Source organism: Stenotrophomonas sp. PvP093 (assembly GCF_017876915.1).
GTDB lineage: Bacteria > Pseudomonadota > Gammaproteobacteria > Xanthomonadales > Xanthomonadaceae > Stenotrophomonas > Stenotrophomonas muris.
Genome location: NZ_JAGIOX010000004.1, coordinates 882168 through 896476, shown reverse-complemented (window position 1 = coordinate 896476; position 14309 = coordinate 882168). Strand labels below are relative to the sequence as shown.

Genomic DNA, 14309 nt, shown 5'->3' with positions numbered 1-14309 from the left:
GAGACACGCCATGTCACTGCAATCGCTGGACATCATCCGCCGCTCGGCCACCACCACGCCCTCGCCGGAAGCGCGCGGTGCGCACACAGGCCAGGTCGCCAAGCTGATCGATGTGAGCAAATGCATCGGCTGCAAGGCCTGCCAGGTCGCCTGCATGGAATGGAACGACCTGCGCGACGAGGTCGGCAGCTGCGTTGGCAGCTATGACAACCCGCCCGACCTGAGCGACCAGTCGTGGACGGTGATGAAGTTCCGCGAGTACGAGGACGAGAAGGGCAAGCTGGAGTGGCTGATCCGCAAGGAGGGCTGCATGCACTGCAGCGACCCGGGTTGCCTGAAGGCCTGCCCGTCGCCGGGCGCGATCATCCAGTACGCCAACGGCATCGTCGACTTCCAGGAAGAGAACTGCATCGGCTGCGGCTACTGCGTGACCGGTTGCCCGTTCGACGTGCCGCGCATTTCCAAGAAGGACCACAAGGCCTACAAGTGCACGCTGTGTTCGGACCGGGTGGCGGTGGGCCAGGAACCGGCCTGCGTGAAGACCTGCCCGACCGGGGCGATCACCTTCGGCAGCAAGCAGGCGATGACCGAGCACGCGGCCGGCCGCGTGGAAGACCTGAAATCGCGCGGCTACGGGAACGCCGGCCTGTACGACCCGCAGGGCGTGGGTGGCACCCACGTGATGTACGTGCTGCAGCATGTGGACAAGCCGGAGCTGTACGCCGACCTGCCCAAGGACCCGCGGATCAGCCCGATGGTGGAAGTCTGGAAGGGCGTGGCCAAGCCGCTGGGCGTGCTGGCGATCGCCGCCACCGCCTTCGCCGGCTTCCTGCATTACATCGGCATCGGCCGCAACACGGTCAATGACGAGGAAGAAGAGGAAGCCGAACACGAGGCGAAGAAGATCGAAGAGGAGCAGCGGCCATGAAGTACGCCCCGCACCCGCGGCAGATCATCCGCTACCGCGCGCCGACCCGCATCAATCACTGGATCGTGGCGATCTGCTTCGTGCTGACGGCGCTGTCCGGGCTGGCACTGTTCCATCCCGCGCTGTTCCCGCTGACCCAGCTGTTCGGTGGCGGCCCGTGGACGCGCATCCTGCATCCATTCATCGGGCTGGCCATGGTGGTCGGCTTTGCGTTTCTGGCGTTCCGCATGTGGCGCGACAATCTGCCGACGGCCGACGATCGCGCATGGATGCGCGGCATGCGCGATGTGCTGCGCAACGAGGATGAGAGGCTGCCGCCGGTGGGCCGCTTCAATGCCGGCCAGAAGCTCCTGTTCTGGGCGATCATTGGTTGCCTGTCGGCACTGCTGCTGACCGGCTTCGTGATCTGGCGGCAATACTTCAGCCATCTCTTCCCGATCGGGCTGATCCGCTTCTCGGTGCTGGCCCATGCGTTGTTCGGTTGGGTGCTGGTGTGCGCGATCGTGGTGCACATCTATGCGGCGCTCTGGATCAAGGGCTCGGTGCGGGCGATGACCCAGGGCAAGGTGACCTATGGGTGGGCGTACAAGCACCACCGGCAGTGGTTCCGGGACATCCTGCGCGGACGTCGGGAAGAGGGGTAACGGCAGGGCCTGCGGCCCTGCACCTGCAGAGGCGCCTTCGACAGTTCCCCGGTGCTTTTGGTAGGTGTCGACCTTGGTCGACACGATGAACACGGCAGCAACCGATGGGGTCAGATCCGTTTTCCTATGGAAAACGGATCTGACCCCATTTCAAATGGCCTACAGTGCGCTGGACGCCAGCGCTGACAACGGCGAGGATGGAGGCTGGTTCTTCTGGCTGGCCCTGCATGGCGCAACGCATCCTTGAACCCGGTGAGATCGAGACGCTCGCCTCGCGCGACGTGCCGCGCATCATCCTGCCTGATACCGGGTCGCTGTTCGCCACACGCGCGGCGCGCCTGCGCAGCCTGGCCGCGCACAGCGCCATCGGCGGTTACCTGCAGCTGCTGGCGGCATTGGCCGATGCACAGCAGGCGCTGCTGGAGGAATTGACACCCCAGCAACGCGAGGCGCTGCAGGACCACGCGCGCGCGCAGCAGTCCAGCGCGGCCGCCAGTGCCGGCATGCCGTTGCGGCCCGCCAACACACTTCATCTGGACGGGCGCTGGCGCGACTGGCTGCGCACGCTGTGCCGGCACTGCGCCGACGAAGCGGGGCTACCGGCGGAAACACGGCAGGAATTGCTGCGCGTCGCCGCCGCCGACGACACCTGGCTGGATGCGCAGGCCCACGCCGTGCTGGAACGCGCTGACGCGCCCCCGGTCGACGCGGTCGCTGCGCTGCTGGTGATGAATGCGTTGCAGGTGTATTGGGCAGTACTGGCGGCCAGCTTCCGCCCCAGCGACCTGAAGCCGCTGGCCGATGCGCCAGGGCTGTGCCCGCTGTGCGGCACCCTGCCGGTGACCAGCATGGTGCAGGCCCGCCCGCCCTATGCCTCCTACCGCTACCTGTCGTGCTCGTTGTGCGCCTGCCAGTGGCACTACGTGCGCGTGCAGTGCAGCCAGTGTGGCGCCGCTGGCAAGGACATCGCCTATCGCGCCCTGGCTGATGCCGACGGCGATACCGGCCAGGCGGTGCGCGAGAGCGCGGTACGTGCAGAAACCTGCGACCACTGCCACAGCTACCGCAAGATCCTGTATCTGGAAAAAGATCCGTCGCTGGAACCGGTGGCTGATGACCTTGGCACGCTGGCGCTGGACCTGCTGCTGGGCGAGGAAGGCTATGCACGCGCCAGCCAGAATCCGCTGCTGTGGCAATCCGACGGCGAGTGAGGCGATGACAGCCACGCCCCCCACCCCGGCATCGGCTTCCGCGCTGCCCTCGCTGGACCGGTTGCTGCGCCTGCCTGCCTTGGCAACACTGATCGAGGGCCACGGCCGCAGCCGCATCACCCAGTTGCTGCGCGTACATCTGCAGGCGCTGCGTGAGCGCATCAGTGCCACGCAGCTCTCGGCCGAGCAGTTGCATCAGGCCATTGAAGGCCCGGCACTGGTCGCGGCGCTCGACGCCGCACTCATCGCCGATGCACGGCTGAACCTGCAGCCGATGTTCAACCTGACCGGCACCGTGCTGCATACCAACCTGGGTCGCGCCCTGCTGCCCGAGTCCGCGGTGCAGGCCGTCACCCGCGCGATGGCCGCACCGGTTGACCTGGAATTCGACATCACCCGCGGCCGCCGCGGCGACCGCGATGCACGGGTGCAGGCGCTGGTCTGCGAGCTGACCGGCGCCGAAGCCGCCACCGTGGTCAACAACAATGCGGCGGCGGTCCTGCTGCTGCTCAACAGCCTGGCCAACCGCCGCGAGGTGGTGGTGTCGCGCGGCGAACTGGTGGAAATCGGCGGTGCCTTCCGCATTCCCGATGTGATGCGCAGTGCCGGCGCGCGGCTGCTGGAAGTGGGCACCACCAACCGCACCCACCCGGCCGACTTCGCCCATGCCATCGGCCCGCGCACCGCACTGCTGATGGAGGTGCACGCCAGCAACTACGCGATCACCGGCTTCACCGCCAAGGTCGACACCGCGGCGATGGCAGCGATCGCGCACGACCATGGCCTGCCGTTGGTGGTGGACCTGGGCAGCGGCAGCCTGTGCGACCTGGCGGCCTTCGGCCTGCCACACGAGCCGACCGTGCAGGAAACACTGGCGGCCGGTGCCGACCTGGTCTCGTTCAGTGGCGACAAGCTGCTGGGTGGGCCGCAGGCCGGCATCATCGCCGGCCGCGCCGACCTGATCGCGCGGATCAACCGCAACCCGCTCAAGCGTGCGCTGCGCATGGACAAGATGGGCCTGGCCGCGCTGGAGGCGGTACTGGCGCTGTACCGCGAGCCGGAGCTGCTGGCGCAACGGCTGCCGACACTGCGTACGCTCTCGCGCACGCAGCAGGACATGGATGCGCAGGCCCAGCGCCTGCTGCCACCGCTGCGCTCGGCGCTGCCGACCGGCTACATGCTTGAACAGGCACGGATGCACAGCCAGATCGGCAGTGGTGCGCAGCCACAGGCGCAGCTCGGCAGTGCCGGCCTGCGCATCACCACTGCGCAACGTGGCGGCCTGGACCGCCTGGCCAAGCGCCTGCGCCAGCTGCCGCGACCGGTGCTGGGCCGCATCGGCGAGGACGCATTGTGGCTGGACCTGCGTTGCCTGGAACCGGCCGACGAAGCGGACTTCCTCGCCCAATGGAGCACGCTGCAACCATGATCGTCGGCACCGCCGGGCATATCGACCATGGCAAGACGCGCCTGGTGCGGGCACTGACCGGCATCGAAACCGATCGCCTGCAGGAAGAACGCACGCGCGGCATCTCCATTGAACTGGGCTATGCCTATGTCCCGGTGGAAAGCGCGAACGGCACAGGCCCCGCCGCGATGCTGGGTTTCGTCGATGTGCCGGGTCATGAGCGCTTCGTCCACACGATGGTGGCCGGCGCCACCGGTATCGATGTCGCCCTGCTGGTCGTCGCCGCCGACGACGGCGTGATGCCGCAGACCCGCGAGCATCTGGCGATCCTGCAGCTGCTGGGCGTGGATCGCGGCGCGGTGGCGCTGACCAAGATCGACCGCGTGGACGCCGCGCGCATCGCCCGGGTCGAGATCGAGATTGCCGCTTTGCTGGCCGGAACGCCGCTGCAGGGTTCCCCCGTGTTCGCCTGCAACAGCACGTCCCCCGATGACGCAGGCATCAACGCCTTGCGCGCCCACCTGCACGCATGGGCCGCCGGCGATGCCAACGCGCGCCAGGCCGCGCTGCGCAGCGAGCTGTTCCGCATGCCGGTGGACCGCGTGTTCTCGCTGGCCGGCCACGGCACATTGGCGACCGGCGCGGTACATGGCGGTGTCACCGCGGTGGGCGAGCATCTGCAGCTGATGCCGGCCGCCACTGAAGTGCGCATACGCAGCATCCACGCGCAGAACCAGGCCAGTGACCACGCCATGGCCGGACAGCGCTGCGCGTTGAACCTGGCCGTCATCGCCCGCGACGAGATTCATCGTGGCGACTGGATTGCCGACCCGCGCGCGCTGCTGGCCACCACCCGCGTCGATGTGCGCCTGCGCTTGTCCGCACGGGCAGCACCACTGCGCGACTGGGCACCCCTGCACATCCACTGGGGCACGATGCACCGGCAGGCCCATGTGGTGCTGCTGGAGGACCGTGACCAAGGTGATGGGCAGTTGGTGCAGCTGGTGTTCGATGCACCGGTCTGTGCGATGTGTGGTGAACGCTTCATCGCCCGCGATTCCGCCGCGACCCACACGCTGGGCGGTGGCGTCGTGCTCGACCCGGACCCGCCACAGCGGCGCCGGCGCAGCCCGGCACGGCTCGCCTGGCTGGGCGCACTGGAGCAGCTGGCCACAGGTGCGGGAATCGGCCCGCTGTTGCAGCAGGCGCCCTTCGGCATTGCCATGGCCGCGCTGCAACGCTACTGCCGGCGCGCGGCCGACCGGATCGATCTTCCTCCAGACGCACAGCGCATCATCACCCGCGAGGACACGGTGGTCATCCTTGCCTCGCACTGGCAGGTGCTGCACGAGCAGGTGATCACATCGCTGCGTAGCTGGCATGAGCGACGCCCGGACGAACCCGGTGTCGACAGCGGGCGCCTGCAACGCAGCACCCTGCCCGCGCTTGCGACGGGGCTCTGGAATGCGCTGCTGCAGGACCTGCTGGACGACGGCAGCGTGCAACGCGTGGGCGCCTGGTGGCGCCTGCCCGGCCATGACCATGCGCCACCGGAACGCGAGCGCCTGCTGCTGGAACGCGTGCTGCCGCAACTGCACGCCGGTGGCTTCGATCCGCCGTGGGTGCGTACTCTGGCCGCCGACTTCGGACTGACCGAAGACGATGTCCGCGCCGTCCTGCGCCGCGCCGCCGCACGTGGCGAACTGTTCCAGGTGGTGCCGGACCTGTTCTATGCACCCGCGCGCATTGCGGAACTCGCCGCGATGGTCGCGCAGCTGTCACAGGCCAGCGGCGCGGTGGATGCGGCGGCCTTCCGCGATGCCATCGGCCTGGGCCGCAAACGCAGCATCCAGATCTTGGAGTTCTTCAATCGCGTTGGCTACACTCGACGCGTCGGTGACCAGCATCGGCCGCGCGGCGACCTGCAGTGGAACGCAGCCCGCGACTGAGCCCACCGGTACCGCCGTACTTTCGGAAGGCATGCGCATCCGGGCATGTGGCTGGGCTTCAAACCCAGTAGGGGGCGTCGATCGTTCCCTGGTAGGTTCGACTCCTGCTGCCTTCCGCCATTCGTGTTTCCGCAGGAGATGTCGGCATGGCCACGCACGCGCAGTCACCCGCCCCATCCACGGCCGATGCCCCGCAACGACTGACCTCTCTCGCGCATGGCGGCGGCTGCGGCTGCAAGATCGCGCCGGGCGTGCTGAGCGAACTGCTGCGCGGCGTTCCAGCACTTCCCGCACCGGCCGAACTGCTGGTGGGCCGCGAGACCAGCGACGACGCCGCGGTGTACCGCCTCGATGACCGGCAGGCAATCGTCGCCACCACCGACTTCTTCATGCCGATCGTCGACGACCCGTTCGACTTCGGCCGCATCGCGGCCACCAACGCGCTGTCGGACCTGTATGCGATGGGCGCGCGCCCGCTGTTCGCACTGGCCATCGTCGGCATGCCGATCAACACGCTACCGCAGGACACCATCCGCGGCATCCTGCAGGGCGGCGAGCGTGCCTGCGCCGATGCCGGCATCGTGGTGGCCGGTGGTCACAGCATTGACTCGGTGGAACCGATCTACGGCCTGGCCGCGATCGGCGTGCTCGACCCGCAACGGCTCAAGCGCAATGCCGATGCCCGCGCCGGCGATGTGCTGGTGCTGGGCAAGCCGTTGGGCGTGGGCGTGTACTCGTCGGCGCTGAAGAAAGAAGTGCTGGATGCAAAGGGCTACCGGCAGATGATCGCGTCGACCACCCGCCTGAACAGCGTGGGCGTGCCGCTGGCCGCGCTGGACGGCGTGCACGCGATGACCGACGTCACCGGCTTCGGCCTGCTCGGCCACCTGCTGGAAGTGTGCCGCGCCAGCGGCGTCGCTGCCGAAGTGGACAGTGCACAGGTGCCGCTGCTGCCGCAGGCGCTGGAGCTGCTGCAGCGCGGCTGCGTGACCGGCGCCTCCAACCGCAACTGGGCCTCGTACGGCGCCGAAGTGCGCTTCGCCGAACGCTTGGCCGGCCACTGGCAGCCACTGCTGACCGATCCGCAGACCAGTGGCGGGCTGTTGGTGTCCTGCGCCCCGGAGGCAGTGAATGCGGTGCTGGCCTGCTTCCACGACGCAGGGTTCGGCCAGGCGGCCGTGGTCGGGCGATTGGGTGAAGGGGCGCCGGGCGTCAGCGTGCGCTGATGCGCTGGAACGACAAGGGCGCCCGAAGGCGCCCCTGCTGTATCGCTGCACGCAACATCATTCGATGTTCTGCACCTGCTCGCGGATCTGGTCGATCAGCACCTTCAGCTCCACCGCGGCATTGGACGTGCGGCTGTCCACCGACTTCGAGCCCAGCGTATTGGCTTCGCGGTTGAACTCCTGCAGCAGGAAGTCCAGGCGGCGGCCGACCGGCTCGCGCTGCTTGAGCACGCGGCGGATCTCGACGATATGGCTGCCGAGCCGGTCCAGCTCTTCATCCACGTCCAGCTTCTGCAGCCACAGGACCAGCTCCTGCTCCGCACGGTCCGGGTCGACCGGGTGCGGCAGGTCAGCCAGACGGGCGGCCAGCTTGGCGCGCTGGCCGTCGCGAATGGCCGGAATCAAGGTGCGCACTTCGGTGGCGATGCGTTCGATGCCGTCCACGCGTTCGCTGATGGCCGCAGCCAGCTTGCCGCCTTCGCGCTCACGCGCTTCGACGAAGCCGTCCAGCACCTGGTCCAGCAGGGCCAGCGCCTCGACCTGCAGGGCGGCGGCATCCGTGGCCTCGCCGCGGGTCACGCCCGGCAGCTGCAGCAGATCGGTGAAGCTGACCTGCAGGTTCGGGAAATCGGAGGTCAGGCGGTGGGCCAGGCGGCCCAGCTGGCCCAGCAGGGCCTCGTCCACCTGCAGGTTGGCAGCCGCCTCCGGCGCGCGCAGGCGCATCACCAGATCCAGCTTGCCGCGGCTCAGGCGCGCGGCGATACGCTCGCGCAGCTGCGGTTCGAGCGCCCGCAGTTCCTCGGGCAGGCGGGTGCCGACCTCCAGGAAGCGGTGGTTGACCGAGCGCAGCTCGCAGCCCAGCGTGCCCCACGGGGTGACCCGCTCGCCGCCGGCATAGGCGGTCATGCTTCGAATCATGGAATGTGTCCGGTGCGTGCAAAGGGGGAATGGTACCCTAGCGCCCTCACCAGAGCCCCCTTGCCCGCCCCGTGAAGGCCGCGGGCGTGGCGGCGTACTCCCTCGCCATTACGGAACCCGCACCATGTCCGATTCCCGCCCCAGCGGCCGCCAGCCCGACCAGCTCCGCCCGGTCGTCATCCAACGCGGCTTCACCCGCCACGCCGAAGGTTCGGTGCTGGTGTGCTTCGGTGAAACCCGCGTGCTGTGCACCGCCAGCGTCGAGAACCGCGTGCCGGGCTTCCTGCGCGGCAAGGGCGAAGGCTGGGTCACCGCCGAGTACGGCATGCTGCCGCGCGCCACCCATACCCGCAGCGACCGCGAAGCGGCCCGTGGCAAGCAGGGCGGTCGCACGCTGGAGATCCAGCGCCTGATCGGCCGCAGCCTGCGTGCCTGCGTGGACCGCAATGCGCTGGGCGAACGCACCATCACCCTCGACTGCGACGTGCTGCAGGCCGACGGTGGCACCCGCACCGCCGCCATCACCGGCGCCTATGTGGCCCTGGTCGATGCGGTGAGCGTGCTGATGAAGCGTGGCGACATCAAGCGCAACCCGGTCCTGGGCGCAGTTGCAGCAGTGTCGGTGGGCGTGTACCGCGGCACCCCGGTGCTGGACCTGGACTACGCCGAAGACAGCGACTGCGACACCGACATGAACGTGGTGATGAACGACGGTGGCGGCTTCATCGAGCTGCAGGGCACCGCCGAAGGCCATGCCTTCCGTCGCGATGAACTGGACGCGCTGCTGGGCCTGGCCGAGAAGGGCGTGGCCGAGCTGCTGGCCGCGCAGCAGGCGGCGCTGTCGGCATGAACCGGCGCATCGCCCTGACCACCCTGGTGGTTGCCGACTATGACGAAGCCATTGCCTGGTACACCGGCAAGCTCGGCTTCGCATTGCTCGAAGACATCGACCAGGGGCACAAGCGCTGGGTGGTGGTCGGCCCGACCGACGGCAGCGCCGCCGCCCTGCTGCTGGCCCGTGCCAGCGACGAGGAACAGCGCAGCCGCATCGGCAACCAGACCGGTGGCCGCGTTGCCTTCTTCCTCAACACCGATGACTTCCACCGCGACCACGCGGCGATGCTGGCCGCCGGCGTCGAGTTCCTGGAAGCACCGCGCGAAGAACCCTATGCAACGGTCGCGGTATTCCGCGACCTGTATGGCAACACCTGGGACCTGTTGGAGCCCCGTCAATGAAGAAACTGGTATTGGCCAGCCACAATGCCGGCAAGCTGGTGGAGATGCAGGAGATCCTCGCCGACCTGCCGCTGCAGATCACCTCGGCCGCCGAGCTGGGCCTGGGCGACGTGGAGGAGACCGGCCTGACCTTCGTCGAGAACGCGCTGCTGAAGGCACGCGCCGCCTGCGAAGCGACCGGCCTGCCGGCGCTGGCCGATGATTCCGGCCTGATCGTCGATGCCCTGGGTGGTGCACCGGGCCTGTACAGCGCGCGCTATGCCGGCCACCCGACCAACGCCGCTGCCAACAACGCCAAGCTGCTGGACGCGATGGCCGGTGTTCCCGATGGCCAGCGCAGTGCCCGCTTCTATGCGGTGATCGTGCTGCTGCGCCACGCCACCGACCCGCAGCCGCTGATCTGCGAAGGCCGCTGGGAAGGGCAGATCATCCGTGAGCTGCGTGGCACGAATGGTTTCGGCTACAACCCGGTGTTCCTGGACACCACCCACGGCCTGACCGCCGCGGAAATGGAGCCGGCGCTGAAGAACGCCATCAGCCACCGTGCCGTTGCCCTGCAGCAGCTCAAGCAACAGCTGGCGACGCTGTACTGACGCCCGACCTGATCGAACCAGGGAAGCCGGCCAACGGCCGGCACTACCGATGAAGCCCATGCCGCACGCCCACGACCACTGCAACCACCTGCCCGGCGAAGCCTGCTCCGCTGACCACGACAGCGCACCGCGGCTGGTGCCGCCACCGCTGTCGCTGTACGTGCACCTGCCGTGGTGCGTGCGCAAATGCCCGTACTGCGATTTCAATTCGCACCAGGCCAAGGGCGAGTTGCCGTTCGAGGCCTACATCGATGCACTGCTGCGCGACCTGGACCAGGACCTGCCGCTGGTCTGGGGCCGGGTGGTGCACAGCGTGTTCTTCGGTGGCGGCACGCCCAGCCTGTTCCCGCCGGAAGCGATCGACCGCTTCCTGCAGCAGGCCAGCGCGCGCCTGCGCTTTGCCCCCAACGCCGAAATCACCCTGGAAACCAACCCGGGCACCGCCGAGCATGGCCGTTTCGACCGCTACCGCGCGGCCGGCGTGAACCGCCTCAGCTTCGGCATCCAGAGTTTCGACGACGCCATGCTCAAGCGCCTGGGCCGCATCCACGACAGTGGCGAAGCCGAGCGCGCGGTGAAGATGGCGCAGGACGCGGGCTACGACAATTTCAACATCGACCTGATGTATGCGCTGCCGGAACAGACCCTGGCCGGCGCCGAGGCCGACCTGGAGCGTGCATTTGCACTGCAACCGGCGCACATCTCGCACTACCAGCTGACCCTGGAACCGAACACGGTGTTCTTCGCGCGGCCGCCGCAGGGCATTCCCGATGAAGACAACGCCTGGGACATGCAGGAACACTGCCAGGCATTGCTGGCGCAGGCTGGTTTCGGCCAGTACGAGGTCAGCGCCTATGCGCGCCCCGGCCGGCAAAGCGCGCACAACCTGAACTACTGGCGTTTCGGCGATTACCTGGGCATCGGTGCCGGTGCGCACGGCAAGATCAGCTCGGGCGCCGAAGAACACGTGCTGCGCCGCTGGAAGCTGAAGCATCCGCAGGCCTACTTGGACAGCGCTGGCACGCCGGCCTCTTTCGGGGGTGACGATGTGATCGCAGCCGAGCGCCTGCCGTTCGAGTACATGCTCAACCTGCTGCGCCTGCACGAAGGGTTCGGCCTTCGCGATTTCGAGTCGCGCACCGGGCTGCCGCGCGGCGTGCTGGACGCTCCGTTGGCCGAGGCCGTCCAGCGCGGCTGGCTGGAGGTGGCGGGGGGTCATGTGCAGCCGACCGAGCTGGGCCGCCGGTTCACCAACGATGTGGTGAGCCTGTTCCTGGAGGAATAAGCCTTCCGCCATACCGGGCAGTGCCGGCCGCTGGCCGGCACTCTGGTAAAGACAGCGCTGCCGGCCAGCGGCAGGCACTACCGTTCATCCGTCGGCCCTGCCCGATGAACGTGAGACACGTTCAGCCTAAAGTAGCGCCGACTGCGGCCGACACGGTAGATTCACAGGATCGATCCGCGGGAATCCGGGTACCGCTCGCCGATGTCAGCTGTCTTTTCCATCACCTCTGCCGACAAAGCACGCCTGGCCGCCAGCGACCTGCCATCGCGGGTGCGTGAACTGCTGGGTGCGTTGATCGGCCTGTGCCGGCAAACGCTGGCCGCGCCCCTGATTCTGACCGTCGAAGCGCTGGAGCAGACGCTGCTGCACGACGCCGACCGCGCACGCAATCCGATGCAGCAGGCGGACCTGATGGCCCAGCGTGGCCAGCTGCACGCCTTCGCCGGCCATTTCGCCGACCGCATGCTCGATGCCGTGGCCGAAGCGCTGGCGGGCCTGCGCGAGCCGTCCATCGCCGCTGCGGCCCCTGCTTCGCCGCCGCCGCTACCGGGCGCGCTCGGCCTGTCGCTGGTCGATGAGCACGAGGTGGATCGCGACCTGCTGCTGACCGAAATGATCCGGCGCGAGACCCTGCGTTCAACCAATACGTTGAACCTGCTGGGACAGCGCCTGGGCGTGCTCGCGGCGGCGCCGGCGTTCGAGGCCGACACCCTGCCACTGGCACCGCAGGCCCTGTGCGCGATGGTGCGCCGGATCGCCGAACAGGACGCCCTTGGCGTGGAGGTGCAGCTTGCGCTGTACCGCAGCTTCGAGCGGCAGGTGCTGGAACGCCTGGGCGATGTGCTGGACCGCGCCAATGCGCTGCTGGCCCAGCATGGCGTGCTGCCGGGCCTGGTCTACACCCCGTACCTGGCACGCTCGTCGAGCACCCGGCGGATCATCACCCAGTCGGTGGGCGGCGGCCGCACAACCCAGCCTGCCAAGCGTTCCGCCGCGCCGTTGACCGGCTGGAACGGCTCCGCTCCGGCCGGTTCCTGGTCGAACCTGGTGCAGGACGCATTCAACGCCGCGGGTACGCCGGGCGCAGCCACCGCTGGCGTGACCACGTCCACCGGCAGTGCGCTGCATGAATTGCTGCAGCAGGCCCGCCATGCCACTGCCCCTCCTGCGGACACCGCTGCCGTGCCCAGTGCGGCCGTCGATGCGGTCCTCGCGCGGCTGCAGGCCCAGTCCAGCGCGGCCACCGGCGTCGCCGACCTGCAGGCTGCGGTGGTTGCCCAGCTGCGCAGCGAGCACGGCGCGCAGGCCCAGCTGGGCAGCCACGACCGCGACAACCTCGACTTGCTGCGCCTGCTGATGCAGCAGGTGCAGCAACAGCAGCGCCCCGACCCGGTGCCGGCCGCCCTGCTGGCGCGCCTGCAGGTACCGCTGGCGCGTGCGGCGATGGCCGACCCCGGCTTCTTCGTGCGCGATGAACACCCTGCACGCGAACTGCTCAACCAGATTGCCGAAGTCGGCGCCAACTGGCTGGGCGACGATGACGTGGACCCCCAGCTGCTGCAGCGCATGGCGCAGAGCGTGCAGGGTCTGCTCGGCCAGGATGCACGCTCGCCCGAGGCCTTCGCCGCTGCCAACGAAGACGTACAGCAGCATCAGCGCGCGGCGGCCCATCGCGCCGAACTGGCCGAGCGCCGCCACGTCGAGGCCGCGCGTGGCAAGGAACGGCTGGAACTGGCGCGTCGCCAGGCCAATGCGCAGATCGACCAGTGCTGCGACACACAGGCGCCGCCGCGCTTCGTGCAGACCCTGCTGCGCCAGGCCTGGGCCGATGCACTCACCCTCACCCGCCTGCGCCATGGCGAAGATTCGCCGCAGTGGCAGGAACGCCTGCTACAGACCGAGCGCATCGCCGCGGTGACCGCGCAGGCCGTCGATGCCAACGGTGGCACCGATGCAGTGCTGGCCAACGAGGTGGAATCGGCGCTCGTGCAGGTCGGCTATCACGCCGAGGAAGCCGCCGCCGTTGCGCGCCGCCTGGCCACGCCAGGAGGCGAGGATGAAAGCACCTCGCGCACCGAGCTCAGTGCGCGCCTGAAGGCACGTGCACGACTGGGCGAACATGCTGCCAGCGGCAGCGCCGACGCCCCGCGCACGCCGCGCAGCAGCGCCGAAGAGGCGGCCTACCAGCAGCTCGTGACCCTGCCCTTTGGCAGCTGGTTCGACATCGACAACGGTGACGGCACCCTGCGCCGCCAGCGCCTGTCCTGGTACAGCCTGCTGACCGGCCACGCCCTGTTCGTCAATCCGCGCGGGCAGAAGATCGCCGATACCGACCTTGATACGCTGGCCCGGCAGCTCAGCGCTGGACGTGCGCAGCTGGTCACCGAAGACAAGGGGCGGCTGGTCGATCGCGCATGGCAGGCCAGCCTCGGTGCGCTGCGTGCGCTGGCCGGCGGCCGTTACAGGGAGGCGTCCGTTTGAACGTGCAACCGCCGCAGGACACCCGCCGCGCGCCGCGTCGCCAGGTCTCGGACCTGGTACCGGTCACCGACCAGATGCGCGAATGCGTGGTGGGCCGGCTCGGCAATGTCTCCGAGACTGGCATGTTGATGCTGGCCAGCACCCCGCTGCGCGAGGACGCGCTGTACCAGTTCCGCTTCCCGTTGCCGATCGGTGACGGCCGCCACGAGGCCATCGACGTGGGCGTGCACCTGCTGTGGAGCGAGCCGGCGCATGTGCCCGGCCAGAGCTGGACCGGTTTCCGCTTCCTCACCCTGTCACGCGAACATCGGCAGCTGCTGCGCCAGTGGATAGGCGAAGACAGCGACGAGGCACCGGTTTCGACGGCCTGAGTGCCGGTTCCAGCACAGCGGTTTTTCCCGGTATGCGGCAGAATCTAGGGCCGTTTTCC

At 68.6% G+C, this 14309-nt stretch carries 14 protein-coding genes and 1 tRNA gene; 14 read left to right on the top strand and 1 reads right to left on the bottom strand.

All coding sequences use genetic code 11. The features are described 5' to 3' along the window. The first annotated feature begins 10 nt into the window (after window positions 1-10). The 8 genes from fdxH to selD all read left to right on the top strand — a co-directional run bounded on the left by fdxH (window position 11) and on the right by selD (window position 7366). Entirely contained in the window at window positions 11-928 is a 918-nt protein-coding gene (gene fdxH, locus J3A72_RS06780) for a formate dehydrogenase subunit beta (RefSeq protein ID WP_014648273.1), read from the top strand. Continuing rightward, on the top strand, window positions 925-1572 hold the full coding sequence (locus tag J3A72_RS06775) for a formate dehydrogenase subunit gamma (protein WP_014648274.1): 648 nt from the start codon (window positions 925-927) through the stop codon (window positions 1570-1572). The genes fdxH and J3A72_RS06775 overlap by 4 nt, the downstream gene beginning before the upstream one ends. Before the next feature lie 73 nt (window positions 1573-1645). Beyond that, a complete protein-coding gene (locus tag J3A72_RS06770; RefSeq protein ID WP_164077175.1) occupies window positions 1646-1819 on the top strand; it encodes a hypothetical protein in 174 nt (57 codons plus the stop codon). Then, window positions 1800-2783 (top strand): formate dehydrogenase accessory protein FdhE, encoded by a 984-nt coding sequence (fdhE, locus tag J3A72_RS06765; protein ID WP_032956068.1) that lies wholly within the window; start codon window positions 1800-1802, stop codon window positions 2781-2783. Before J3A72_RS06770 ends, fdhE begins: the two co-directional genes overlap by 20 nt. 4 nt (window positions 2784-2787) lie before the next feature. Then, window positions 2788-4212 (top strand): L-seryl-tRNA(Sec) selenium transferase, encoded by a 1425-nt coding sequence (gene selA / locus J3A72_RS06760; RefSeq protein ID WP_075076008.1) that lies wholly within the window; start codon window positions 2788-2790, stop codon window positions 4210-4212. Further along, window positions 4209-6140 (top strand): selenocysteine-specific translation elongation factor, encoded by a 1932-nt coding sequence (gene selB, locus J3A72_RS06755; RefSeq protein ID WP_075076030.1) that lies wholly within the window; start codon window positions 4209-4211, stop codon window positions 6138-6140. The genes selA and selB overlap by 4 nt, the downstream gene beginning before the upstream one ends. 24 nt (window positions 6141-6164) lie before the next feature. After that, window positions 6165-6260 (top strand) — tRNA-Sec (locus J3A72_RS06750). A 26-nt stretch (window positions 6261-6286) separates the two neighbouring features. Beyond that, window positions 6287-7366: a selenide, water dikinase SelD gene (selD, locus tag J3A72_RS06745; protein WP_075076009.1), complete on the top strand. Its 1080-nt coding sequence runs from the start codon at window positions 6287-6289 to the stop codon at window positions 7364-7366. A gap of 57 nt (window positions 7367-7423) precedes the next feature. Here the strand turns inward: selD and J3A72_RS06740 are convergent, their stop codons facing one another. After that, window positions 7424-8284 carry a YicC/YloC family endoribonuclease gene (locus J3A72_RS06740; RefSeq protein WP_209571987.1) on the bottom strand — a complete coding sequence of 287 codons (861 nt, stop codon included), beginning with the start codon at window positions 8282-8284 and terminating at the stop codon, window positions 7424-7426. A gap of 124 nt (window positions 8285-8408) precedes the next feature. Here J3A72_RS06740 and rph point away from each other — a divergent pair, with 124 nt between their 5' ends. From rph to J3A72_RS06710, 6 genes are all read left to right on the top strand, one after another. Then, window positions 8409-9134, top strand: a complete 726-nt coding sequence (rph, locus tag J3A72_RS06735) for a ribonuclease PH (protein WP_046432330.1) — start codon at window positions 8409-8411, stop codon at window positions 9132-9134. Beyond that, window positions 9131-9520 carry a VOC family protein gene (locus J3A72_RS06730; protein WP_032956062.1) on the top strand — a complete coding sequence of 130 codons (390 nt, stop codon included), beginning with the start codon at window positions 9131-9133 and terminating at the stop codon, window positions 9518-9520. Before rph ends, J3A72_RS06730 begins: the two co-directional genes overlap by 4 nt. Then, window positions 9517-10113, top strand: coding sequence for an RdgB/HAM1 family non-canonical purine NTP pyrophosphatase (rdgB, locus tag J3A72_RS06725; RefSeq protein ID WP_032956061.1), 597 nt, complete (start codon window positions 9517-9519; stop codon window positions 10111-10113). Before J3A72_RS06730 ends, rdgB begins: the two co-directional genes overlap by 4 nt. Window positions 10114-10171: 58 nt before the next feature. Further along, entirely contained in the window at window positions 10172-11398 is a 1227-nt protein-coding gene (gene hemW, locus J3A72_RS06720) for a radical SAM family heme chaperone HemW (protein WP_049408050.1), read from the top strand. A 201-nt stretch (window positions 11399-11599) separates the two neighbouring features. Further along, window positions 11600-13879, top strand: coding sequence for a DUF1631 family protein (locus J3A72_RS06715; protein ID WP_075076010.1), 2280 nt, complete (start codon window positions 11600-11602; stop codon window positions 13877-13879). Then, the gene (locus J3A72_RS06710) at window positions 13876-14250 is read left to right on the top strand and encodes a PilZ domain-containing protein (protein WP_014648285.1); all 375 of its coding nucleotides are present in this window, start codon (window positions 13876-13878) and stop codon (window positions 14248-14250) included. Before J3A72_RS06715 ends, J3A72_RS06710 begins: the two co-directional genes overlap by 4 nt. Window positions 14251-14309: the final 59 nt, after the last annotated feature.